This window comes from Paenibacillus luteus (assembly GCF_006542765.1).
Classification (GTDB): domain Bacteria; phylum Bacillota; class Bacilli; order Paenibacillales; family Paenibacillaceae; genus Pristimantibacillus; species Pristimantibacillus luteus.
This window is the reverse complement of record NZ_SKCD01000053.1, coordinates 1-23791: the sequence shown is the minus strand read 5'-3', so window position 1 is coordinate 23791 and position 23791 is coordinate 1. Positions and strand designations below refer to the sequence as shown.

Here is a 23791-nt window from a genome sequence, read left to right as displayed (position 1 = left end):
CGGGTGCGGGTGCGGGTGCGGGTGCGGGTGCGGGTGCGGGTGCGGGTGCGGGTGCGGGTGCGGGTGCGGGTGCGGGTGCGGGTGCGGGTGCGGGTGCGGGTGCGGGTGCGGGTATAGGAATGGTAGCTTGCCAGATGAGCTTTAACAAACAAACTACCACCATTAGCATTAACAGGAAAAACTCCTTCTATATCCATCATTTTCTGCTCCTATCCGCATAAATGATTGAATTAGAGGGAGAAATTCCATGTAAAGCCTTCAAACCATATACATTCAATAATTAACAAGGCTATTTCCAGCTAAATTTCAGTTGATTATGTTCAATTCAGCATAAATCCTCCGGCTTACTGCAATTCAGCGTAAATCCTCATGCTCCCTGCAAGTGAACATAGGCGGGGTAGCTTCCCTTATCTGATTCCCTTTTCACTGCAGCTATTGAACTCTACTTCAGCCTACTAATTTCTTTTATCATGTGCAAATGCTATTGGTTTAACCAACGCCGCGCGAATCGCCAGTTTTTTAATTTGGCTGCGAAGCTTCTCTGGTGAGTCCATGATCAGTCCGTCCCGCTGGCTTATTTCCAGTAAAGCCGCTTTGGTTGCCTCGGCCGCTGCCGCCTCATCCTGCAGTAGAAAATAAGCAGTCTGATAAGCATACGGCTCCAGCCCTCTTAACCTCTCTATCTTTTGACTCAAACTCATTACTGCTCTCATAGCTTTTCTCCGTTTAATTAGTTTTCAAGCTTCTGATTAATGTTCATGTTCAGCAAATGAAGATTTTCTTGCTGTTCCTCCTCTGTCAGCTTATTCCCATTTACCGGAGCTGCAAATCCCTTAAACAGCAGCTTGCCATCCTCAAGATCAAGCACTGCTGCTCCGGAATTACCAGCATGATCTAGCAAATAGAGATATACACGACCTGATTTGATGATTGCGGCCTTGATTTCATCCACGTCAAGCTGTTCCGCAGTAACTGCTGCATAGCTGCGCTTTCGTTCTTTTGTTTTCGTATTGTACACGGATAATGTCACAACGTTGGGGTCAATCTCCGCGTAATAAAGGAGTTCATTTTGCAAGCTATCTACTAAAAACCTGCCTTCCCACAATGGCTCCTCCAGCTCGCTCAGAACACCCGTTAAGTAGGAATAAGAATAATAAAATGCCTTTCCATCTTCTCCATTTCCTATGCTTCCTACAAAGAAGACGGTATTGCTTGCACTGCTTCGGCTATCGTTTTGAAAATTCGTCAATTGGACTTCCGAGCCTCGTACCTCATTAGCCTGACTGCTTACATCCACTTGGCGAAGCTGCTTGCCTGTTTTCATATCAAAGACATACACCATTTCATATGTTTTTTGATTGCTTTCCTTCCTAAATAGGATATGCATCTCATTCTCCACACGCTGAACATCTTCTATTGCATAGATATCTTCCGAATGACCCATCCCAATCGATTTAAAACGAACCACTTTCCCAGTCTCTTCATACAAATACGAAAGCTGCAGCTTTCCTTTTGGGGCATTCGTATAGCGTGTGCTAGTTGACAGATCAGCATAAATAACCATTTCATGATCTCGGTAAAAACCATTTACATTATCTTTGCCCCGCATAAAGGTTTTATGGTCCTGCAAAAGCTGCTGCATTTCAAGATCCTCGTAAAACCATGAATTTGCATGCAATATATCAGTGCGAAAGTTAACCTTTTCGTTATAATACTTGCTGCCCTTTATGCTAACCTCCAGAGATTCGGAGCGCATATCTCCATAATACGAACCCGATAAAACAACTGCCGCACCTTCCTTGGCATCACCTTGAACGGTTTCGATTTGAAATTCCGGCAAATGATTTTGATTGCCTACGAAATAATAAGTGCCAATACCGCTTACCGTGAGCAGCACAAGTCCTACAGAAAACCAATAATGCCTCATCGCCATCCTCCTCATACCGTAATCTTTTTGGCAAGCAGTCTCGAGCCCAACCACACCGAAACGGCTGCCACAACAGATAATAAAAACAATACCAAAACATAAATTTCCATAGGATATAAAGGAATAATGCTGCTATCAAGTCCAAAGTACAAAAGCGGAGCAGCTACAACCAACGCGCAGCCTGCTAAATAAAGAATTCCATATAAAATCCCCATGCGCTGATAGCTTCTTTCCAATAAAATGGCGGTAAAGAACATTAACACAACAATCGTCCCCAAACCGTAAATATAAAAGAACTGTTCAAATTGCCGCGGAATAAGCTCGACCAGCGCCTGATTTATGTTAATGACATCTACAATATGGGATTCCGACCTTAGCTCCACAGGAACCACAAGCTTAAGCACTAGCTCCTGAACAGGCAGCATAATCAGTTGGAAGGCAACAATGGAGAAGACGAACAATAGCAATGCCGTTATTTTCGCCAAAAAAAGATTGCGTCTTGCTGTCGGCAGCATCAGTAACCGATAAATAAACGTGTGCCGTCCCATCCAGTCCCGGTACCAGATGAAAAAAACGTATAAAGACAGAACAGCAATACAAAGCAGAATCGGTAAAATGAACCACATTTGCGTACTGAACATCGCCCACTCAAAATTAAGCGTATCGGGAACCGAATCGAAGTATTTCCGCATATCAGCCCCCTGAATCTTCTGTTCCTCTAATTGCGCCATTGCTTTCTTCAGCGTCCATATCAAACCACTGGATTGACAAATAGCCGTGATCCCCATCAAAGCGATTAGAATCCAACGAAAACGATGGATTTCCATATGTACTAGCTTCAAGTAACGATTCATGCCCTGTACACCTCTCTCATCACATCAATGACCGATTTACCTTCCTCGCTCCGCATCTCCTCGCATTGAAAGGATTGGCTGACCACTCCGTCCTTCAATAACACCGCTTTATCGATGAGATGCTCCATGTCCCCAATTTCATGTGTCGTAAGCAGCACGCCGCGATGCTCAATTAAATCACTCGTAAACACTTCTGTAATGGCTTCCCTGCTGAATAGATCGATGCCGGAGAATGGCTCGTCGAGCAGCAGATAATCCGAGTCCTGCCCCAGGCCCAGCACTAAACTAAACTTTGCAGCGGTTCCTTTCGACAAGCTCCCGATTTTGAACGAATGCTCCAGCCGAAAAAACTTCATCAGCTCGTCCGCACGTTTCTCATTCCAGCTATCATAGAAATCCGCCATAAAACGAAGCGCCTCGGACAGCTTCATGCTGGCAGGCATCCTTAAATGATCCGGTACAAAAGAAATCTTCTCATAGAGCTCTGGAATGAGCGTTTTGCCATCAATGTGAATCGTCCCTCCCGAAACCGGAGTAAGCCCCATAATCGCTTTTAAGATCGTCGATTTCCCTGCTCCATTCGTTCCGATCAGACAGGTGATTTCTCCTTTTGCCGCCGTAAAAGAAACCCCGTTCAACACGTCCCGACGACGATAACGCTTGCGAATTTCCTTAACCTCAATCATGCTTTGCCCCCATTTCCTTGTACTGGCGTTCGACCATCAGCAGCAGCTCTTCGATCGGAATATCTATTTTTTGAACAGTTTGCAAAAAATCGCGGACGGCGCTGCCAAGCAGCTCCGCTCTGATCTGACTTAGTACATGAGTATCATGGGTTATTCGGCTGGGTAAGTTGCCTTCCGTCACAATCAACTGCTGATCCTCCATTTCCTTATAAGCTTTCTGAACCGTATTCGGATTAATCTTCATCAAAGCGCCCAGTTCCCTGCGGGAAGGAATGACTTGCCCTGCTGAGGAATGACCTGTCGCAATCCGCTCCTTGAAGTACCGGACTACTTGTAAATAAACAGGGTCCCTATTATTAAACGCCACTTCAGCCCATTCTTCGCTTGTGTTCATAGCGTTACCTCTCATTCCGAACGAGTGTGTGTACTACGCCCTTCATACATCTAAAGTGTATTATGCACGTAATACACTTTTGTGTCAATAGTTACCAATTGAAGCTGCTTTTAGGACAATTACATGATCTTGAAACCTTTTCCACTCCCACACGTCTATTAATTAATACTATTTATGGAAGAGAGGCTCCCCATGAATCGGAAAATGCTTCGTAAAACATCGATAGCCGCATTAACCGCGGCTCTGTCCGCAACATTAATCGTTTCGATCCCTTCTACATTGGCAGCTCAAAGCTTGCCCAATGGATTCACCTTTCTTGACGAAGGACAAGCTCCTCGCGAAAAATCAGTAAGCGTTTTCTTTCAGGATTTGCCCGTTAATCTTCCATCGCCTCCTCGTCTAATCAATGGCACTCTTATGGTGCCGGGCAAAAGCTTGCTCGAAGGGCTGGGTTACAAGCTAGAGTGGCAAGCTAAGGAACGCAAGCTCCTTGCATATCAAGAAAATAAACCAACAATCATATTCCAAGCGAACGTCGCTCAAGTGGAAATCGGGGGTAAAGTATGGAAAGGACTTCCTGCTGCCCCATTCATCGATAACCTGACTCTTTGGGTCCCTCTTCGACCTGTCGTGGAAGCGAATGGTCTTCGCATCGTTTGGAATGCACAGCAAAGCTATGCCATAGTTTCCGATCCTCAAGCATTGCCTAAATTCAGCGTCATGACAAAGATGGATAACGGAATCGTTGAACAACCAGATCGGCTTTTTAATCATTTAAAACAAGCAACCAAGATGAATATTAACTTCGTACAGATGGACCCGGAATATTATCGAGAGAAAACGATGGTCATGATCGCAGCGGGTGACCCAACAGCTCTCATGCTGCTCCAGGACCCTTATGTATTTCAAAATGAACTGCTTGCAAGCATTGCTCATGATTTGACTTCAGAGCTTGAAGCTTTCCCAAAACTGAAAGCACTGGCTCAGAGTGGACCTGGCAGTCGAGTCGCAAACGGGAAAATATTAGGCATTCCTCGGCCAGGAGATCCTCACAACGCAGCCTTCCCTGCCATTCGCAAGGATTGGCTGGATAAGCTTGGACTGGCGATACCGCATACGATGGATGAGCTTTTTACGGTGATGAAAACATTCGTCGAGCTTGATCCCGATGGCAATGGAAAGAAAGACACCTTGGGACTTGTCGGGTATTTAAATGGTAGTGGACTCGGAACCTTATCATGGGTGGAGCATGCGTATACAGGAAGCCCTGACCGCTTCTCCGTTAAAGATGGCAAAGTCATTGATCATTCGGTAAGCAGTGAAGAGACTTTGGCACTGCAATGGCTTGCCAAAGCATACTCGGAAGGTTTGATCGACAAGGAATTTGCGGTCTTGTCAGGAAATCAGGCTAAGGAGGGACTGCGGGGCAACAAGGCGGGACTAGCTTCCATGAGCATTAACGAAGCAGCCGAGCTTACTAGCGATGATGCCATTTGGCTGCCGCTTCAAACCATTAAAGCCACATCAGCCAGTTCTCCGATTGCCCCTTGGAGGTCTCAGGGCAACGGGACTTATATCGTGACCAAAATATCAAAAGTGGAGACAAAACAGGTACTCTCTTGGCTGAATTACGGGCTGGAAAAAACAGAAGACGGTAGCTGGGGTACTATCGAGGGATGGCAGCAAACTGATCAGGAAGCCGTTAACAGCTTGTTCGGACAAACCGATCTGCTTAAAAATAATAGCAAGTTGGCCGCTCTCCCTGAAGCAATTCGCAGTGAATACAAAGCGGCAGTCACCGAATGGAGAAAAACCTCCTATTCCTCCTCCGCCCTGCCTGAGGCAAGCAGCTTATGGAGTACAGGCAAGTATGCTGAGCAAAACGCTAAGCTAGAGCAATTCAAGGTTAAGGTTATCATGGGTGCAGCATCTATCGAAAATTGGAAAACCTTTGTGAGCGAATATACTGCATCTGCAGAGTATAAGGCGATGCTGGAAGAATTAAATAAGCTGGCTGCGACGTAGTGATCCAACGAGGTATCGGAAGTTCTCCACTTCTCGATAATTAGGAGCAGCTAGCCGGTTCATATGATTATAAAAGCTGTATATAAATTTAAAGGTATGCCCGAAATTCTAGTCCATCTCCTCACTCCTCTTATAAGCATCACATTCATGATCTGCTCTTGGATTCATTCGTTTCCCGACCATGTTGTAAAATAAAAAACCGAGCCAGGCATAAGGATTCCTTTTGCCTAGCTCGGTTGAATCATTAGGACTTCCGTTGCTTACTCTTTCGTTGCTTTCAGCATTTCTCCAATAGCTCCGATGCTGCCTAGCGTATCAACCGCACGAGTCGGAAGGAATATTTTGTTCGCTGGCCCCTTGGCAATCTCGGTAAGTGCCTCTAGGGAACGGTAAGTGAGGATATTATCGTCCAGGCCTGCGGATCGAATCAACTCTATACGGGCTTTCTCCGCTTCCGCGATCGCTTGGATGGCTTTCGCTTCCCCAAGTGCCTCAAGCTCCTGTGCATGACGCTGTCCTTCCGCTTGGCGGATACGAGCTTCCTTGTCACCCTCTGCTTTCAGGATTTTACTTTGCTTGTCACCCTCGGCACGCAAAATCATATCCTGCTTCGCCGCTTCCGCATCGAGTACCATCGCCCGCTTGCTCCGCTCGGCTTTCATTTGCTTATCCATCGCGTCCTGAATATCGATCGGCGGCTGAATGTCGATAACCTCCACCCGCTCGATGCGAACGCCCCATTTCTCGGTCGCTTCATCCAGCGCAATCCGGATATCTGACGATATTTTCTCGCGCCCGGACAACGTCTCGTCCAGCTCCATTTTACCGATAATTTGCCGCATGGTTGCCGTACTGATATTTCTAACCCCGTATACATAATCGGAGATGCCGTATGTAGCTTGCTCCGGTCCCGTCACCTGATAAAAGATAATGGTATCGATTTTCACTTGTACATTATCCTTTGTAATAACGGTTTGCGGAGGCACGTTTGCCTGCTGAATACGCAAATCATGGTATGTTCTCACATGGTCAATGATCGGAATCAGAATATTGATCCCGGCTGTCAGCAATCGGTTGTATTTGCCAAGCCGCTCTACGACTCCGACTCTTTGCTGCGGAACGATCTTAACTGACAATGCGACAAATATAACAACGATGACTAACAAAATTAAGGTTAAAATAATGCCCATTTAATAAATTCCTCCCCATTTTTCAACTTGAAGCACCGCGCTTCCTCTACTTACGACAATGACCGTCTCTCCCTTAGCCAAGTGTTCGTTCGACAATGCACTCCATGTTTCGTTCCCCACTTTGACAATGCCGGGTGCATCACTCGACACATTTTCCAACACAATGCCCTGCTTGCCGACCAGTTCGTCCACGGCATCCTTAAAGCCGCGCGATGCCCGAACCCGCCTCGTAAGCGGTTTAGTAAATATCGTCAAAATAAGGGCAACCGCGCAGCCAACAATCACTTCGAGCACCAATCCACCCGGGAAAATAAAATCAATAATGGCTGCAAACACAGCGCCTATCGCAAGCCAGAGCAAATAAAAGGTAAGCGTTAGCATCTCTACAATGACCAAAACGCCGGCAGCAATGAGCCAAATCACCCACAGATCCATCCTATCACTCTCCTTTCCACCATGATTGCCTACCCTTATTAAACCATATTTCCTTGAAATATATGCTAAAAAAAGAAAATTACGAACAGAAAACTGACATTTCGCTTAAATCATTCATTCAACAAGTGAAACGGAGTAATTTGTCGAATATTTTTCACGTTCCGAGCAGCATTCGACAACATATTTATCTACGATGATATAAATAACGCTTGCCAAACCGACAATGAATATGTAGAATCATCAAGGGTCTTTTTACAAACTACATATCATTGGAGGCATTTTTCGACATGAAAAAAGCAATTGGGGTCATGGAACGACCTCCTGCCCTACAAAGCATGCTTCTCAGCTTGCAGCATCTGTTTGCCATGTTTGGTTCCACCGTGCTTGTACCGAATTTGCTTGGCGTTGATCCCGCGATCTGCCTGCTTATGAACGGTGTCGGCACACTGCTCTATCTTTGGGTATGCAACAACAAAATCCCAGCCTATCTGGGCTCAAGCTTTGCCTTTCTTGCCCCTGCTGGCGCCGTCATCGGTGACCATGCCGCTGGTGGCGGCAATTATGCTGCCGCGCTGGGCGGATTTATCATATCAGGCGTTATCTTCACCATAGTCGCCCTGATCATACAGGCGGCAGGCACCGGCTGGATTAACGTCTTATTCCCCCCGGCAGCCATGGGCGCAATCGTCGCTATTATTGGCTTAGAACTCGTTCCTGTCGCTGCGGGAATGGCCGGCTGGATTCCACAATCGTTTGAAGATCCTGCAACTTGGGTCATGAATCCTAAAGTAGTCCTGCTCTCAACGGTGACCCTTGCGATTACCGTGCTTGGCTCGGTACTTTTTCGAGGTTTTATGCGGATCATCCCCATCTTGTTCGGTATTGTCGCGGGTTATGTACTCGCTTATTTCATGGGCTTTACCGATTTTAGCGGAGTTAGTGCAAGCGGGATCGTTCAACTTCCGCAGTTCACATTACCGAAATTCCAGTGGACCGCGATTATCGCCATTGCTCCAGCATCACTTGTTGTCATTGCTGAGCATATCGGGCATCTCGTCGTTACGGGCAACATTGTAGACAAGGATTTGTCCAAAGATCCCGGTCTTCACCGCTCGATGCTAGGAAACGGTATTTCTACGATACTATCGGGTTTTGTAGGGTCTACGCCTAATACGACTTACGGGGAAAATATCGGTGTTCTGGCGATAACAAAGGTCTATTCTACTTTCGTTATCGGCGGTGCGGCGCTTATTGCGATCGTGCTATCGTTCTCAGGTAAATTTTCCGCACTCATTTCCGGCATCCCTCCAGCCGTTATGGGCGGGGTATCCTTGCTGTTATTCGGCGTTATCGCAGCCTCCGGCTTCCGGATGCTTGTTGAATCCAAGGTTGATTACAGCAAGCCAACCAATTTGTTCCTGACAACGGTGGTTTTGGTTACAGGACTTAGCGGCGTTACGCTGTCCATTGGGGATTTCCATCTTTCAGGAATGGCACTGGCAACGGTAATTGCAATCTTGCTTAGCCTCCTGTTCAAAATCTTTGATGTACTAAAGCTATCCAACGACCACGAATCCGCAGGTCATTAAACAACGAAGGGGCTCCGTCGAGGGCCCCTTCGCTCTTTCTTGCTGCAATTGTAACTAATGCTTCATTTCCTCCAAAAAATCATTCAGATTCTCTTCCGATATTACTCTGAGGCCATGTCTTCTCAGCAGCGCTGTTGTGACACCATTGCCAACGATTTTACGCCCGGCAAAGTCACCATTATAAATCATCGCGCTTCCACAGGAAGGGCTATACTCCTTAAGCACAATTGCGGTTGCATGAACCTCCTGCGCTTTTTCCAGCGTAAGATACGCTCCTTTTATATATAGCTCCGTGACATCTCTGCCCGATTTCTCCACAACCTTAGCAGTTCCGTTCAGCACGTTGTCCCCGTCGCCGCCAACAATTTCGGCAGGCTCTCTCGGTGTGGTGAAACCACCCATCAGCTCAGGACAGAGGGATACCGCTTTATTTTCTTTCAGCAGCTTTTGAACGACTTCATTCAAGCTATGGGTTGCATTGTACCTGACCTCAAAACCAGCCAAGCATGCACTTACGACAATCACAAGCTCCACCTCTTAGATATATATCATGTTGTTCATTGATTATATCGCAACACCTAAGCCCCTTGCCACTCCCGGCTGCCAATGCTCCTATCTAGGTAGCTGCCTGCTACTTCCGGTTAAACTCCTTAAAGCGCGTGCCTTGGTAGGTCAGCTCTCCTTCATCCCCAACCACGATCAGACCGAATTTTTCTGCCCTTATCGGCAATTCAACCCTCGTCCGGTCATCCAGCTCAAACGTAATATAATAGTTCGTACTCGTACTGGATTCGCCCGATCCGCCCCATACCTCCGTTCGTTTATCCACTGCCTTTGCTGTTCTCATTAAAAGCTCTGAAGCATTGTTTCGCGACCATGCTCGCACGCCTATAATAATGACATATAGGATGACTCCAAATACGAGAATAAACAAAAACCCGCCAAACAGCTTAAAAAATAACGGGACCTCCGCCAAAAAATCAAAAAAACCGTTGCCTTCATCATATCTACTCATACGCTCTCCCCTTTAACGAAGCGACCAACTGATGTATTCGTCTTCTTCCCAAACTAGACATTCACTCAACAATGGTGATTCTCATTATTTTTTCTCAACCGAATCTGCGGCCGCTTGGGCAGGATAAGATTGATCTATTCCACCTTGAATGGAAACCTTCACATGGTCACCTTCTTCTACCGAGCCATATTGCTTACGGGTCACCTTTAACCATACCGCATCTGGATCAGATTCCTTCAGTATTTGTTCTATTTTCTTATTTTTCAGGTTATCCACCTTCTCTCGTACGACTAGCAGTTGACGGTTAGCCTCATCCTTTGCTACCACATAACCCTCTTGATAATTCCATTGCCCACCTGCTTCACCCTTATTGTTTGCCGAACAGCCCGCTCCAAAAATAATAATAACAAACAAAATAAAGAACAGCCTTTTCACAAAAAATACCTCCCAATTCTTCCTTATGCTACCATAGACGTTGAAAATAATTGGAATGTTTCAGCATCCCCTTGCTCTAGCAATTTTCTCGTCATCTCCTAAGTTACCTGTTCGAGGCGCATCTCGGTAATTTAATGCCCCAACAAAAAAAGAGCCATACAATAACGGCTCTGCTCCTATAATTACTTCCTAAATAAACTCTCTGTACCGATGGATTCTTTACTTTTCTGCCAAAAGATTTACATGAAGCAAATGCTCCTCTGCCTACATATCTTATGGAAAAGGAGTGGTACTGTTATGCCCGACTACCGCATCATTGTTGATCTGTCCGACCGCCAGCTGCATCTGCTTGATGGCAATATCGTCGTTCAATCCTATCCTGTAGGCATCGGTAAAATGGTTACCCAAACACCTACCGGCGAATATACGATAATCAATAAGCAGCCGAATCCCGGCGGACCGTTCGGCGCTTTCTGGATGGGTCTCTCGAAACCGCATTACGGCATTCACGGCACGAACGATCCGTCGTCGATCGGCCATGTGGTCTCGCACGGCTGCATTCGGATGTTCAACGACGATGTTCTTGCCTTGGCCAAAATCGTTCCCATAAACACACGCGTGACGATCCGTCCCTAGTCCATCTGGTAAAAGATAGACGCTCCTATGTTAAAATAATAGAGCCTTATCATAATTTCCAGCGAGGATGTGCTCGGCATGTCATATATCCATACCATTAATCTATGGGAGGTCCCGCTTTATTTTGCCTATAGACGCACCAATGATACGCCTGAGCACTACAGGGGAACATTTCATGCCCATCAAGGTATCGAAATTTTAATCGTTCACGAAGGCCGTGGGAAATTAATCATTGAGCAAAAAAGCTACGACTTAGCTCCAGGCATGCTTTGTATTTTCCAGCCCTATCATCTGCATCATGTCCAGGTTGAGTTAAGCCCTGAACAGCCTTTCATCCGTACCATCGTTCACTTCGAGCCGACACTCTATGAAAGCTACTTTGACAAATGGCCCGTCCTGCAAAGGTTTTTCAAGCATATTCACACCGAAAGTCTGCCTGAACCATGTATTTACCATACGGGAGACATAAAGCCCCTGGACAGCCTTCTGAGCAATTGGGAGATTAGCGTTCCTCTCATCGCCAAAAGTGATTATTTCGAGGAATTCTCCTTGTTTCTCGTAACATTCCTTCGCGCATTTAAACAGCTTTGGGAGCAGCAGCTTGGGCCTCCCTCCACGCCAAAACTGCTGCGCAAGCCGCATCAAGCCGAGCGTATGCTGGAATGGCTGAATAAGCATTACAAGGAGCCGCTGCGTCTGGAGCTGATGGCCAGCGAGCTTCATCTCTCGCCCTACCATCTCTCCCATCTGTTCAAGGAATGTACGGGCAGCAGCATTTCTGACTATGTCGCCGCCAAAAAAATGCAGCAAGCCATCCTGCTTTTAACTGCCTCTGAGCTCTCTATCGCCCGAATCGGCGAGGAGGTTGGCATTACGAACAGCTCCTATTTTTGCAAAATGTTCAAATCGCAAATGGGCATTACGCCTCATCAATATCGGAAGCAATTCCACCATAATTTGAATCTGCCTTTAGGTTAGCGTTATTATTTAAAGTCACTTCCAGTCGTAATGGGCAAATCTGCAAAATTGACTACAGCGGTCTTCTTCTCGTAGAAGTGGATCGTTCCCGCCTGCATGCCGCTTCGCGTATAGAACGGGTCATCCGGGTGGATCGGAAATGGGACAAGCGTCCTCGTGCTTGCCGCCTTGTAAATGCCCACAATGACCTCAAGCGTCTGCCGTCCGCTGATTCCGTCAATCAGCAAGGGAGCCCCTTTCTCGATGGCAGACAGGAGATTGTCGACCTGACCCTGATGCCCTTCGTAGACCACATCCGGCAGTGAATCATAGGTTTCCTGAAGCTCTTCCTCCAGAGGAAAATTCTGCTCCGGGAAGCCGTTCTCGCGGGCGGTTGAAGCCGCTACTTTCCATGGGGCCGAGATGCGAGCCTTCTCCCCTTGAAAGATCAGCTGCTGCTCCTGTCCGTGATGCACGACTGAGCTCGTTACCTGGGCCAGCGCCCCTCCTTCATAACGGAGAATGCCGATGGAAAGATCCTCAACCTCAGCATTGTCATGCGACACATTTGTCATTAGCGCCTGCACATCCGCCGGACGGCCCATCATCCAGAGCAAGGCATCAATATGATGAACCGCATGGTTCAGCGTGCAGCCGCCGCCTTCCTTCTCCCACGTTCCCCGCCACCATAGATCATAGTAGCAATGGCCGCGCCACCAGTGTGAGTCAATTTGAGCGTGGACGATTTTACCCGCAAGGCCGCTGTCCAGCATCGCCTTCAGCTTCATCATCGGCGTCTTGAATCGGTTTTGCGCAACGACCGACAGCAGCTTCCCGCTTCTGGCAGCTGCCTCATTCATATGGTCGCATTCCTCCAAGGAGGCAGCCATCGGCTTTTCTACGAGCACATGCACACCAGCCTCCAGAAAATGAACAGCAAGCTCCGCATGCGTATAGGGCGGGGTACAAATGGAGACCAAATCCACATCTAGCTCAAGAAGCTTCGTATAATCGGAAACGGCAATCGCGTCAAGCTGATGCTCCTGAATGCGCTCCACTGCCTTTTCTTCGAAAATATCGCTGACCGCCACGATTTGACAGCGCTCCGGAAACTGCAAATAGGCATCAATATGGGCGTTTGAAATGGCTCCGGCTCCAATAATCGCTACTTTAAGCATAGGTAAGCCCTCCTTAGGGATAATACACTCAGCTTACCAAGTAACCGATTACAAATGTGTGCATAGCTTGTGGGAAAATAACGTTACTTTGCGGTTTTTAGGATTTTAGTTACTGTTTGAAGAAGAAATCCCTCCTAATTTAAAGCATTATTTAGAATGATGGACTAAACCGCATTTGAAAGCTCATTTGCTGCGGTTTAATGAGATACCTGTCAAGGGTTGGCGCATAACCGCAGCTGTGGTTGCCAATGCCGCTTTGCGCGGCATCCAGCTTGATAATCGTTTCATCCAGCCTCGTCAACAGATGAACATGCTTGGTCCTCGTCATATCTTCGGTGGAGTAGTGGTGGGCGCTTAGGTTAAACAGGACTTCACTGGTAAAATGCAGCCCTCTCCCTGTCTCATCTGTCATCCTCGCCCAACGAACCTCGTTTTTATTCCCGTTTTCCTGCGGCTTAACGTACGGTACAAACTGCTCGGCAACCGTGCCGCTATAGATTCCAAGCTTGCCGCTTTCCTTACGATCGGCATAACATTCATGAGGCCCCTGCCCAAACCAGCTCAGCTGATTAAAGCTGTTAACCATACGCAGCTCCAAACCGAATCTCGGCATAGGAGGCAGATTTCCCCGAAGCGGTTCCAGTGACACATCCATGCATACCTGACCGCGAGTATCGATCGAGTAGATCGTGATTGTGCGGAAAGCCATCGCTTCCCCCTTGGCGCCAACTGCTGTTTTTACGCTAATTTGAACGTTATGAGGCTCTAAAGTTAGGATACGAAAATTCCGAACCGTAACCGTCAGCCGATCGTATCCGGCCTTTACCCACTCCTTCGCCAGATGAACATCGTTATCGAGCGGCGCGCGCCATAAATTTAGCGAAGGTCCTGCTAGCAGAAGTGAATGGCCTTCCACCTCCCAAGCCTCAATCCACCCGGTCACTTTGCTGAACGAAATTTCAAAGCCAGTACCATACACGCGGAGTCGATCAGCTAATTCTTGAATGCGGAGATCCGCAATCTGCTCAGTATTATCCTCCTCCATTGACGGAGCAGTGGGAATCAACGGCTCTGCAGGCTGGGTCTCTTCTGTTGAAGAAACAGGAATCTTAAACTGCCCATAAGGCTGTACAGTCGCCAAAGCTTGCCCAGGCGTTATTTTCATAAAGGGCAGGTCTGCCCAAGCGACTTCGTGGTCCGCCTCTGCCCAACTTGTATCATGGCGCAGCACGAAGCGTACATGAAGCCAATATTCTCCTGCCGCTTGTCGTTCGAAACCCGCCAGCGGCAGCTGGATCGTCTCTTCTGCTCCCGCAGGCGTGAGCAGCGGGCCTAACCATCCTCGGTCCAGTACCTCTCCATCTCTCAGCAGTTGCCATTCTCCCTGCAAATGCTCAAGCGACAGAAAGCTGTAGCGGTTGCGAATTATTATTTTTCCCGAAGCGAGCTCCGTTCCATTGATCTTTACCGGTTCAATGACTTTCTTATACTCCAGCAAAGACGCTTTAATGCTTTTGTCCGGAAATAACAAACCATCCAAACAGAAGGCTCCGCTGTGCGGCGCATCGCCGAAATCACCACCGTATGCATACCAAGACTCGCCTGTTTCCGTTTTTCGCAAGATGCCCATGTCCGCCCATTCCCATATCAGACCGCCCAGCAGCCGGGGATATTCATCTACCGCATCCCAATATTCCTGCTGATTTCCTGATGCATTGCCCATCGCATGCCCAAATTCAACCATAAGATAGGGACGGATATCAGCTTTGCGCCCTTCATCGATTAGCATCTCTACCGACGGATACATAGAGCTAACGATATCAACGACAGAAGCCTCATATGCGCGTTCATAATGAATCGGTCTAGTCGTATCCCGTTCCCTGATCCACGCAGCCATGGCATCATGATTCGGGCCGTATCCCGATTCATTGCCGAGCGACCACATGATGACGGAAGGATGGTTTTTGTCTCGCTCAACCATTTTTCGCGCCCGCTGCACATAGGCCTCACGCCAGTCGGGATGCTTGCTCAAATAGCTCTCATCTTCGATAAAATGAAAGCCATGCGTCTCCAAATCAGCCTCGGCAATCGCGTAAAGCCCGTAGCTATCACATAAACCCAGCCAGCGTGGGTCATTCGGGTAATGAGACAGACGGACCGCGTTGATGTTATGACGCTTCATCAGCTTGATATCTTCAAGCATAGATTCGAGCGTTGTGATGTACCCCTCTGACGGGCTAAATTCGTTACGATTTACACCCTTGATGATGATCGGCTGACCGTTAATCAGCAATTGACCGTCTGCGATTTCAATCGTCCGAAAACCTACTGGTATAACCTTTACCTCAGCTATATTCGCTTCCCCAGCATAAAGAGTAAGCAGCAATGTATAGAGATGCGGCGTCTCAGCTGTCCATAGCAATGGAGCATCAATAGTAAATAGCAATTGAAAGCTGTGCTCTTCCTCGGCTGCAAAATCTGGTATATTGGGCGCATAGTCATCCAGCACTTTTTTACCCTGCTGATCGATCAGCGTTGCCCGCAAGCGGTACGCGGACTCAAGTACTTCAAGCCCTTTAGTCAGCTTGAGCTCGATGTCCAGCACGCCACGATTCCTGCCAAATTCCAGCCTTGTCTGCACAAAAGCATCCTCTATAGTAACCGCAGGCAGCGCAGCCAGGTACACATCGCGAAAAATACCGCTAAGGCGCCATTTATCCTGTGATTCCAAGTAGCTGCCGTCACACCATTGATATACGCTGACTGCCAGTATGTTCTCCTCATCCTGCTTTACAAAACAGGTAATATCAAATTCCGACAGCTGATGGCTGCCTTGGCTGTAACCGACTGGCTGGCCGTTCACCCAGAGATGGAAGGAGGAATCTACTCCGCCAAAAATAAGACGTATTTGCCGATTCCCCCAATGCGAGGGAAAAGTAAAGGTCCTACGGTAACAGCCCACAGGATTCGTCGAAGGCACATGGGGCGGATCAATTGGAAAAGGATACGGACAGCTGCTGTAATGCGGCTGCCCGTATCCGTGCATTTGCCAGTTCCCCGGCACCGGGATGAACGCCCAGTTTGTGTCGTCATAGCTGGGCTCATAAAATAACTCCGGATACAGAGATTCGGCATAATGGAATCGCCAGCTTCCACTCAATAGCTCAAAATAAGGCGAAGAGGCCGGGTTCTGACTCAACGCGGACTCCCAGTCACTATAAGGCACGAGCTCCACGCGCGGCGGTACCGTATGAAGCTCCAGTACCTGCAAATTGCTGTAATCTGGTCCATTTTGATTAAAAGAATTCTTTGGAATAAACGCCATGATTAGTTACGCCTCCTTGCTTAACGCTGCTGAAGAAATTCGTTTCTCCCACTTGTCCGCCTTTTAGCGCTAGCTCCAAACCGTCAAGTGCCGGATCATCAGAAGCGACACGGCATAAAGGGGCTCCAGGCGCTAGTGCGGCGACACACTCCAGTGCATAAATACCAAGCTCTCGAGTCACGTATCCGGAAGTATCGCCTCCGGCGATGACGATACGTTTCAGTTCGGCCTCTTTAATCAGTTCACGTGCCAAAGAGCCGAGAATGCCGCCAAGCAAGCGGCTGCTATCCTCGGCATCGTAACCATGTTTAGTAAGCGCTCCGCGAAAAGCAGCAATAGCCGGGTCATTTCCTCCTGCCGCAGAATAGAGCAAAATGCTTTTGCCTTTTCTCAAATGCTCGCTCGCCTCTTCCAGCATTCGCGAGCGTGATTGCTCCGACTGCTGCGGATCAATCAGTTCCGAGGCTGGTACCGCGATTCCTACAAAACCATCCTGCAGGGCATGGGCAATTTGGGCTTCGGTTACGGGGGAGCAGCTTCCCGATACAACGAGAAGTTGATCAACCGCTGCCACTGAAGCATTTTTCTCTCGCTCTTGCTCTATCTCTTTCTTCTGTCCTTGCTGCTGTTCTTGCTCCTGTGCCTTTGATTGCTCTTCCTGCTCTTGGGTTCGCCCCTCAATTAGTCGTCCAGTTGCTCTCCAGTAAGCGCTGAGCGCATACTCGATGCCGGACGAGCCTATGACAAATAGACTGTCTTTGCCGCTTACCGCCTCCCAAATTAATTGGCCTGCCGTTTCCAGCCTCTCCTCATCGAGCACGTCAAACAGTACCACGTCCGGCTGTTCTTTCTCTATGAGATGCCCAAAGCTCTCCCGTACCTCACTCCAAGCCCCATCCAACGCCAAAATATCCATCAATGAAATCTTCAGCTCGCTTTGCTCTGCCAAATGCCTGCGTAAATCTGCTTCCTTCATCGGCGTGACCGGATGGCGCGACATCGTCGGGTGACGATCCAGGCGGTGAATCTCTTCGCCTGCACGAGCAAAATGATTGCCAAATAACGTATAACGTCCAAGATAAGGGACACCTACAAGCAGTGGTATATAATGTTTTCCAAATACAGAACGGCCAATCTCGGCGGCTTTGCCGATATTTCCTACTACTCGTGAGGAATCAAAGGTTGAGCATATTTTGTAATGTACGATAGCCGCTCCCGCTTGCTTCAACTTTTCAAAAATGGGACGAAGCTCAATTTCTGCCTCATCAGGGGAAAGTGAACGTCCGATTCCAGCAACGCCGAAGGCATCCAGCCCGGAAAACCGTTCCTGCTTCAATAGTGCATCGCTTGGCGGCTCAAGAAACAACGCCGTCCTGACACCCGCTCGATACAAGGACTCCAGCACATCTGTTGAGCCAGTAAAGTCATCGCCGTAATAACAAAGCAACCGTGAAAAACCCTTGTTGTCCGCTGCCAACTTCAACATTTCCCCTCAGCCCTTCCCGTATTTCTCGATGGCACGTCGCAGAGCCGGATGCTGCTCCGCATACGTGTCCAATTCAATTCCTTGGACCGCTGCCTCCCAGCCCTGCTTCATGCTCTTGAAACCCGCGCCGGCTCCGTCCGGATGCGCCAAAATGCCGCCGCCTGCCAAATGCATCACATCTACCGTCGCCGTAGCCTCATAGGTTGCCGGTGCCATGCCTGCCCACTGACCTGATGAGACAACCGGCATCGTTGCATAGCCGTCATACATCGGCTTCAAGCAGGCTTGAACCGAACGAACCACAGACTCATTGCTCTCGTAAAACTTACTGTTCAGTCCATTAACATGCAGATGGTCAGCACCTGCCAGCCGGCACAGCTTCTGATAAGCCGAAAACTCAAACCCCAGTCCCGGAGAGCGCGTCATCATGCCCCATTGGTTCCGATGCCCATGGATCGGCACCTCGCTATAGCGGTTCAAATGGGCGAGGCCCGCAAGTCCAACGCTCATAATACTAACCATGACGCAGTTGCCTCCTGCCCTCACGACCAGTTCGTGATTTCGCTCCATTTCGTCGATATCACCCGTAATATTGAACGCGTACATGATCCGTTTGCCCGTCACGTCAGCAGCTTTGTCCACCGCTTCCATCACTGCCTTCACCCTTGCCTCCAACGGAGCATAAGGCGCATTCGCATTTAATTCATCATCTTTAATAAAATCAAGCCCAGCCGCTGACACATTTAGAATCATCCGCTGCAAATCCTTTAAATCAAGGCCGATGCTTGGCTTTACAATTGTGCCAATGATCGGGCGGTCATAGACTCCCGTCAGCCTGCGCGTGCCTTCGATCCCAAACTTCGGACCGGGATAACGAGCCGCGAAAGTCTCCGGCAGCTCCAGATCAACTAGCCGAATGCCAGACAGCTCCTGCAGCTCGAACAAATTGCCTGCAATCGCCGACATCAAGTTCGGAATCGAAGGCCCAAAGTTATGCAGTGGAAAGGAGACGGTCACCAAGCCTCGCCGATATTTCCCATCATGGCCAGAAGGTACCTTTGCTCCCGGCAGCGTCGGTGCAGTAACCGTCTCCAGTTCTACGACCTTCTCGATTCGGGCTCCGAATCGCTCCTTTAACGCATCCGTCTCGCCTGGCACCGCAGTGAACGTACCGGTCGACTGCTCGCCCGCAATGACTTCCGCAGCCCTCTCCAACGAATAGGGCGTCTCCACCCGATAAACTGCAATTACTCTCTCCTCACTCAAATGCCTGACCTCCTCTGCTAAAATCAACTATTGCCAATACTCTTCTTACTTTTGAAATAAAGATAGCTTCCGTACATATTTGCATATTTCCATAATTGCATATTTCCATCTGTTCATTTATTCATCTGCTTACCTATTTAAACGCCCGTGGTACACCATCCGCCACTTTACAATCACTTCTTCTTTTTTTCAACTATCTACCGTCTTAACTGCCTCATTCACTCCTTCTTCTCTTCAACTATCTACTGTCTTAACTGCCGCATTCACTCCTTCTTCTCTTCAACTATCTACTGTCTTAACTGCCGCACTCACTCCTTCTTCTCTTCAACTATCTACTGTCTTAACTGCCGCACTCACTCCTTCTTCTCTTCAACTATCTACTGTCTTAACTGCCTCATTCACTCCTTCTTCTCTTCAACTATCTACTGTCTTAACTGCCTCATTCACTCCTTCTTCTCTTCAACTTTTTTGCTTTTCCCGTGAGTAAAAGATTTATGAACATCTCAGTCGTCAACGAACGACCGACTTTAAAATATGAATAGTGTTTCCTTTATCTAACCACCTACCGCTAACTCCTGTGCTGCCCCGAGTCCAGCTGCGCCAAAACGGCTTTAACCTGCTCAACGCCAAGCCTCGGGCTTGATAGTACCGGCTTGCCAGTCGCTTCGCGAAGGGCGACCTCCATCCGGGCCATTGACCCTTGCGCCAGCACCAGCACATCGGCAGCCTCGCACACCTGCTTTGCTGTTTCCAGCAAAATTCGGTCATGCTCTTCTGGCTTGCCTCCAACCAAAGCGTCAAATGCTCCTGCAGCTAACCCGCTAATTAAAGTCACTTCTTTTCCCGCGAGGCCTGCCTGCTTCGAGATCAGACGCAGCGTCGGCTCCAGCGTAGAAGGCAGCGTCGCTAATACTGCGATTCGATCATATTCGGCCACCGCTTTGACCGCCATCGCTTCATCGATTTTAACGATCGGAATGCCAAGCTTTCCGCGTGCCTCATCCGCCACCTCGCCTACTGATGAACATGTGTTGAAAATCACATCAGCACCCAGCTCTTCCCCGTTCACGTAATATTGGGTCAGCCGTTTCGTCACGCCCGCCGGAATATGTCCCGCTTTAACAACATCGCCAATTAGGCTGTCATCCACAATATTAACCAGTCTCACGTCTGGCAGCAGCTCCTGAAACACTGCTTTAAGCGGATCAGCCAGCCCCTGCCCCGTATACACCGCAACAACCGTCCTCACATGAATTCCTCCTCTTTCCGATACACTAACAAACTAATAAGTAAAGCCATCTCATTAACTCGCTTTGCCATGCTCCGTCACAACATACCTAGTTACTCCGTGTTATTTGGCTTTACCTAGCTGATATGAGCTGTTCCGTATTTGTGATCGAACCTTGCTCACTTAAACCCCTTCACTCCGAGCTATACTAATCAACGTTTCTCACGCTAACCAGCCTCCGTGCTATCCTAATTAACGTTTCTTACATAAACTAATTTTCAAGCTATGCTAAGCAACGTTACTTGTTCAACCTACTTCCGAGCTATTCTGATCAATGTTTCTTGCTCAACCTACTCCCGAGCTATCCTGATCAACGTTTCTCACGCTAACCAACCTCCGAGCTATCCTGCACTTCTGCAGGAACTTTGCCCGATTTAACCCGCACATCGATGCTATCCTGCACATTCGCACTAGAATCGCCCGTTCTACGGCCAATCTCCCTAAAAATAACTTCTATGTTGTACGAAGTGCAGGATAGCACGCCCTCATTGCTCCAAACGAGCTCCTATCCTGCGCCAGTACAACATAGCCGCTACCTTCCTCCAAGTAATCAGCCTTTATCACTAAAACGAGATTAATTACCCCATGTTAGTTAGTTGGCTTTGCCTAGCTACTTCGTGCTATCCTAATCAACTTTTCTCACGCTAACCAACCTCCGAGCTATCCTGCACTTCTGCAGGAACTTTGCCCGATTTAACCCGCACATCGATGCTATCCTGCACATTCGCATTAGAATCGCCCATTCTACCGCCAATCTCCCTAAAAATAGCTTCTATGTTGTACGAAGTGCAGGATAGCACTCCCTCATTGCTCCAAACGAGCTCCTATCCTGCGCCAGTACAACATAGCCGCTACCTGCCTCCAAGTAATCAACCTTTCTCACTAAAATGAGATTAATTACACCTTGTTAGTTAGTTGGCTTGACCTAGCTACTTCGTACTATTCTAATCAACGTTTCTCACGCTAACCAACCTCCGAGCTAACCTGCACTTCAGCAGGAACTTGGCCCGATTAACCCGCATATCGATGCTATCCTGCATATTCGCACTAGAATCGCCCGTTTTGCGCCCACGTTCTATAAAACTAGCTTCTATGTTGTACGGAGTGCAGGATAGCACTCCCTCACTGCTCCAAATGAACTCCTATTCTGCTCCTGTACAACATAGCCACTACCTGCCTCCAAGTAATCAGCCTTTCTCACTAAAACGAGATTAATTATTCCATGTTAGTTAGTTAGTTAGTTAGTTGGCTTTACCTAGCTACTCCGAGCTAGCCTGATCAACGTTTCTCACACTAGCCAGCCCCGAGCTATCCTGCACTCTTACAGTAACTTTGTCCAGTTTAACCCACCTTGCGGAGCTATCCTGCACATTCGCACTAGAATCGTCCGTTTCGCGCCCACGCTCTCTAAAACTAGCTTCTATGTTGTACGAAGTGCAGGATAGCACTCCCTCATTGCTCCAAACGAGCTCCTATCCTGCGCCAGTACAACATAGCCGCTACCTTCCTCCAAGTAATCAGCCTTACTAACGAAAAACGATTAGTTACTCCATGTATAGTTGGCTTTATCTAGCTGCTCCGAGCTATCCTGCACTTTCACAGGAACTTTGCTCGTTTATGCTCGTACGCTGGTGCTATCCTGCACATTCACACTAGAATCGCCCGTTCTACGGCCAATCTCCCTAAAAATAGCTTCTATGTTGTACGGAGTGCAGGATAGCACTACCTTATTACTCCAAATGAGCTCCTATCCTGCGTCTATACAACATAGCCACTACCTGCCTCCAAGTAATCAGCCTTTCTCACTAGAACGAGAGGAATTTCCCCATGATAGTTAGTTGGCTCTACCTAGCAACTTCGAGCGAACCTGATCAATGTAATTAACCGTAAACCCAAACTCTCTCTACCACACTAGCTCCTTCTCCAAACGCCGATACTCGCCCTCGCGAAGCGGCGCCTGCTCGTAAACCTTACGACCGCTGTAGAACGGATGGCTCGTGCCCTGCGGCGTGATCCCGATCACGTCGTCGCCCTGCCACTCCGTTTCGAATTGCTCGCCGATCGCCGTCTCGATCGTTTTGCGCTTGGACAGCGGGAACTCGATCGTTATCGTCTCGCCAGCCTCCACTGCGCCCAGCAGCAAGAAGCACTCGTTCACCCAGCGGCTCGGCTCGCTGCCTTTGCCCGCAGCAATCGTCTCACCGTCCCGCTCACGCTTGAACGTCACCTTCGCATAACCTGCCCACTCCGGAATCCGCACCTGCAGCCGCTGAATATCCTTGTGAATATGAAGCACCAGCTTGCCCTCATGCGGCAGGTAGCTGTCTACATCCAGCCAAGCTGAGCCGCGGTTAAGCAGAAAGTTTACGCTGACGGTTCCCTTCTTCTCTGTCACCGTATTGCTCCAGCCCATATACAAGCCGCGTGTGCCTGAGCCCAAGCAGCAAATTTGCAAGTCATTCGTGTGGCCGCGCCCGTGATTCACGTTGCAGCAGAAATCGTTCGGCGCAGAATATCCTGCGAACGCACCGCGCGTCCGCTGCGCAATATTTTCGTACGTAATGCGCCCAGGCACATCCATCGAACGGTCATCGGTCTCCTTCACCCAGTCCATCTCCAGCAGCTGCGATTCTGCGAGATGATTGCGGATGTAGCGTTCCACGACGCCCCAATATTTCGTGTAGCCGCTTTGGGCAAGCGTAATGCCTGTGGCGATCAGATCGACAAGCGAGCAGGTTTCATGCTCGTACGCCTGCTCCTTCATATCACCTGGCGTCCAGCCGAACGCCGTGCACTGCGTCACCGCCCAGGCGTAGCTTTTCTCCACGAACGCGATAAGCGCGGCATCACCCGTAAATACGCCAAAGCGTGCCAGCGCGTCGAGCGTGCCGAGACGCGTATGGAAATGTCCGCTGCGGTAGGCAAGCGCATCGTTAAAGCTGCCGTCCGGGTTGAACACGCCGCTGCGCTGCACAATTAAGGCGGTGAAAAACTGGCAAAGCTCAAACGCATCCGCATTGCCCGTCAGCTCGTGGTATTTCAGCAGCGGCATAACGAGCCTGCCGCAGAAGGCTGCCGGGTCCGGAGCGAGCCGGAGCAATATCG

At 48.7% G+C, this 23791-nt stretch carries 22 protein-coding genes; 5 read left to right on the top strand and 17 right to left on the bottom strand.

All coding sequences use genetic code 11. The annotated features are described in order from the left end of the window. A partial coding sequence (locus E0496_RS35945; RefSeq protein ID WP_175598129.1) for a hypothetical protein occupies nucleotides 1-221 on the top strand: 221 nt, incomplete at its 5' end. A 234-nt stretch (nucleotides 222-455) separates the two neighbouring features. Here the strand turns inward: E0496_RS35945 and E0496_RS28565 are convergent. From E0496_RS28565 to E0496_RS28545, 5 genes are read right to left on the bottom strand one after another with little or no spacing between them, the layout of a single operon-like run. Then, complete coding sequence (locus E0496_RS28565; RefSeq protein WP_141505245.1) at nucleotides 456-713, bottom strand: hypothetical protein; 258 nt, start codon at nucleotides 711-713, stop codon at nucleotides 456-458. 17 nt (nucleotides 714-730) lie between these two features. Next, a complete protein-coding gene (locus tag E0496_RS28560; RefSeq protein WP_141505244.1) occupies nucleotides 731-1927 on the bottom strand; it encodes a hypothetical protein in 1197 nt (398 codons plus the stop codon). Between the two features lie 11 nt (nucleotides 1928-1938). After that, on the bottom strand, nucleotides 1939-2781 hold the full coding sequence (locus E0496_RS28555; RefSeq protein WP_141505243.1) for a hypothetical protein: 843 nt from the start codon (nucleotides 2779-2781) through the stop codon (nucleotides 1939-1941). Next, nucleotides 2778-3467: an ATP-binding cassette domain-containing protein gene (locus tag E0496_RS28550; protein ID WP_141505242.1), complete on the bottom strand. Its 690-nt coding sequence runs from the start codon at nucleotides 3465-3467 to the stop codon at nucleotides 2778-2780. Before E0496_RS28550 ends, E0496_RS28555 begins: the two co-directional genes overlap by 4 nt. After that, on the bottom strand, nucleotides 3460-3861 hold the full coding sequence (locus E0496_RS28545) for a GntR family transcriptional regulator (protein ID WP_141505241.1): 402 nt from the start codon (nucleotides 3859-3861) through the stop codon (nucleotides 3460-3462). Before E0496_RS28545 ends, E0496_RS28550 begins: the two co-directional genes overlap by 8 nt. Nucleotides 3862-4053: 192 nt before the next feature. On the opposite strand from E0496_RS28545, the gene E0496_RS28540 reads away from it, so the two are divergent. Then, on the top strand, nucleotides 4054-5886 hold the full coding sequence (locus E0496_RS28540; RefSeq protein ID WP_161601625.1) for an extracellular solute-binding protein: 1833 nt from the start codon (nucleotides 4054-4056) through the stop codon (nucleotides 5884-5886). 260 nt (nucleotides 5887-6146) lie between these two features. Here E0496_RS28540 and E0496_RS28535 read toward each other — a convergent pair whose 3' ends face one another. Both E0496_RS28535 and E0496_RS28530 read right to left on the bottom strand, forming a co-directional pair. Then, entirely contained in the window at nucleotides 6147-7076 is a 930-nt protein-coding gene (locus E0496_RS28535) for an SPFH domain-containing protein (RefSeq protein WP_141505239.1), read from the bottom strand. Further along, nucleotides 7077-7511: an NfeD family protein gene (locus E0496_RS28530; RefSeq protein WP_141505238.1), complete on the bottom strand. Its 435-nt coding sequence runs from the start codon at nucleotides 7509-7511 to the stop codon at nucleotides 7077-7079. Between the two features lie 287 nt (nucleotides 7512-7798). On the opposite strand from E0496_RS28530, the gene uraA reads away from it, so the two are divergent. Beyond that, on the top strand, nucleotides 7799-9100 hold the full coding sequence (gene uraA, locus E0496_RS28525) for a uracil permease (protein ID WP_141505237.1): 1302 nt from the start codon (nucleotides 7799-7801) through the stop codon (nucleotides 9098-9100). 54 nt (nucleotides 9101-9154) lie between these two features. Here uraA and E0496_RS28520 read toward each other — a convergent pair whose 3' ends face one another. The 3 genes from E0496_RS28520 to E0496_RS28510 form a co-directional block, all read right to left on the bottom strand. Beyond that, nucleotides 9155-9625 (bottom strand): 2-thiouracil desulfurase family protein, encoded by a 471-nt coding sequence (locus tag E0496_RS28520; RefSeq protein WP_141505236.1) that lies wholly within the window; start codon nucleotides 9623-9625, stop codon nucleotides 9155-9157. Nucleotides 9626-9731: 106 nt separating this feature from the next. Continuing rightward, nucleotides 9732-10115, bottom strand: a complete 384-nt coding sequence (locus E0496_RS28515) for a DUF2500 domain-containing protein (protein WP_141505235.1) — start codon at nucleotides 10113-10115, stop codon at nucleotides 9732-9734. Between the two features lie 84 nt (nucleotides 10116-10199). Then, entirely contained in the window at nucleotides 10200-10550 is a 351-nt protein-coding gene (locus tag E0496_RS28510) for a DUF3221 domain-containing protein (protein WP_161601624.1), read from the bottom strand. 297 nt (nucleotides 10551-10847) lie between these two features. On the opposite strand from E0496_RS28510, the gene E0496_RS28505 reads away from it, so the two are divergent. Continuing rightward, on the top strand, nucleotides 10848-11186 hold the full coding sequence (locus tag E0496_RS28505; protein WP_141505233.1) for a L,D-transpeptidase: 339 nt from the start codon (nucleotides 10848-10850) through the stop codon (nucleotides 11184-11186). A 78-nt stretch (nucleotides 11187-11264) separates the two neighbouring features. Then, nucleotides 11265-12164: an AraC family transcriptional regulator gene (locus E0496_RS28500; protein WP_141505232.1), complete on the top strand. Its 900-nt coding sequence runs from the start codon at nucleotides 11265-11267 to the stop codon at nucleotides 12162-12164. A 5-nt stretch (nucleotides 12165-12169) separates the two neighbouring features. Here the strand turns inward: E0496_RS28500 and E0496_RS28495 are convergent, their stop codons facing one another. The 7 genes from E0496_RS28495 to E0496_RS28470 all read right to left on the bottom strand — a co-directional run. Beyond that, nucleotides 12170-13321: a Gfo/Idh/MocA family protein gene (locus E0496_RS28495; RefSeq protein ID WP_141505231.1), complete on the bottom strand. Its 1152-nt coding sequence runs from the start codon at nucleotides 13319-13321 to the stop codon at nucleotides 12170-12172. A 151-nt stretch (nucleotides 13322-13472) separates the two neighbouring features. Beyond that, nucleotides 13473-16646, bottom strand: coding sequence for a glycoside hydrolase family 2 TIM barrel-domain containing protein (locus E0496_RS28490; RefSeq protein WP_141505230.1), 3174 nt, complete (start codon nucleotides 16644-16646; stop codon nucleotides 13473-13475). Further along, on the bottom strand, nucleotides 16618-18132 hold the full coding sequence (locus E0496_RS28485) for a four-carbon acid sugar kinase family protein (RefSeq protein ID WP_141505229.1): 1515 nt from the start codon (nucleotides 18130-18132) through the stop codon (nucleotides 16618-16620). The genes E0496_RS28490 and E0496_RS28485 overlap by 29 nt, the downstream gene beginning before the upstream one ends. Nucleotides 18133-18138: 6 nt before the next feature. Beyond that, on the bottom strand, nucleotides 18139-19398 hold the full coding sequence (locus tag E0496_RS28480; RefSeq protein WP_141505228.1) for a ribulose-bisphosphate carboxylase large subunit family protein: 1260 nt from the start codon (nucleotides 19396-19398) through the stop codon (nucleotides 18139-18141). A 568-nt stretch (nucleotides 19399-19966) separates the two neighbouring features. Continuing rightward, nucleotides 19967-20647, bottom strand: coding sequence for an aspartate/glutamate racemase family protein (locus tag E0496_RS28475; protein ID WP_141505227.1), 681 nt, complete (start codon nucleotides 20645-20647; stop codon nucleotides 19967-19969). 364 nt (nucleotides 20648-21011) lie between these two features. Continuing rightward, nucleotides 21012-21167, bottom strand: a complete 156-nt coding sequence (locus E0496_RS35745) for a hypothetical protein (protein WP_161601623.1) — start codon at nucleotides 21165-21167, stop codon at nucleotides 21012-21014. Between the two features lie 1422 nt (nucleotides 21168-22589). Further along, the coding region (locus E0496_RS28470) for a glycoside hydrolase family protein (RefSeq protein ID WP_141505226.1) at nucleotides 22590-23791 on the bottom strand (1202 nt) is incomplete at its 5' end.

What these genes read in the sequence shown, in the direction of transcription:
- E0496_RS28565 (WP_141505245.1), bottom strand. Translation starts at nt 713, where the DNA reads ATGAGAGCAGTAATGAGTTTGAGTCAAAAGATAGAGAGGTTAAGAGGG.
- E0496_RS28560 (WP_141505244.1), bottom strand. Translation starts at nt 1,927, where the DNA reads ATGAGGCATTATTGGTTTTCTGTAGGACTTGTGCTGCTCACGGTAAGC.
- E0496_RS28555 (WP_141505243.1), bottom strand. Translation starts at nt 2,781, where the DNA reads ATGAATCGTTACTTGAAGCTAGTACATATGGAAATCCATCGTTTTCGT.
- E0496_RS28550 (WP_141505242.1), bottom strand. Translation starts at nt 3,467, where the DNA reads ATGATTGAGGTTAAGGAAATTCGCAAGCGTTATCGTCGTCGGGACGTG.
- E0496_RS28545 (WP_141505241.1), bottom strand. Translation starts at nt 3,861, where the DNA reads ATGAACACAAGCGAAGAATGGGCTGAAGTGGCGTTTAATAATAGGGAC.
- E0496_RS28540 (WP_161601625.1), top strand. Translation starts at nt 4,054, where the DNA reads ATGAATCGGAAAATGCTTCGTAAAACATCGATAGCCGCATTAACCGCG.
- E0496_RS28535 (WP_141505239.1), bottom strand. Translation starts at nt 7,076, where the DNA reads ATGGGCATTATTTTAACCTTAATTTTGTTAGTCATCGTTGTTATATTT.
- E0496_RS28530 (WP_141505238.1), bottom strand. Translation starts at nt 7,511, where the DNA reads ATGGATCTGTGGGTGATTTGGCTCATTGCTGCCGGCGTTTTGGTCATT.
- uraA (WP_141505237.1), top strand. Translation starts at nt 7,799, where the DNA reads ATGAAAAAAGCAATTGGGGTCATGGAACGACCTCCTGCCCTACAAAGC.
- E0496_RS28515 (WP_141505235.1), bottom strand. Translation starts at nt 10,115, where the DNA reads ATGAGTAGATATGATGAAGGCAACGGTTTTTTTGATTTTTTGGCGGAG.
- E0496_RS28505 (WP_141505233.1), top strand. Translation starts at nt 10,848, where the DNA reads ATGCCCGACTACCGCATCATTGTTGATCTGTCCGACCGCCAGCTGCAT.
- E0496_RS28500 (WP_141505232.1), top strand. Translation starts at nt 11,265, where the DNA reads ATGTCATATATCCATACCATTAATCTATGGGAGGTCCCGCTTTATTTT.
- E0496_RS28495 (WP_141505231.1), bottom strand. Translation starts at nt 13,321, where the DNA reads ATGCTTAAAGTAGCGATTATTGGAGCCGGAGCCATTTCAAACGCCCAT.
- E0496_RS28490 (WP_141505230.1), bottom strand. Translation starts at nt 16,646, where the DNA reads ATGGCGTTTATTCCAAAGAATTCTTTTAATCAAAATGGACCAGATTAC.
- E0496_RS28485 (WP_141505229.1), bottom strand. Translation starts at nt 18,132, where the DNA reads ATGTTGAAGTTGGCAGCGGACAACAAGGGTTTTTCACGGTTGCTTTGT.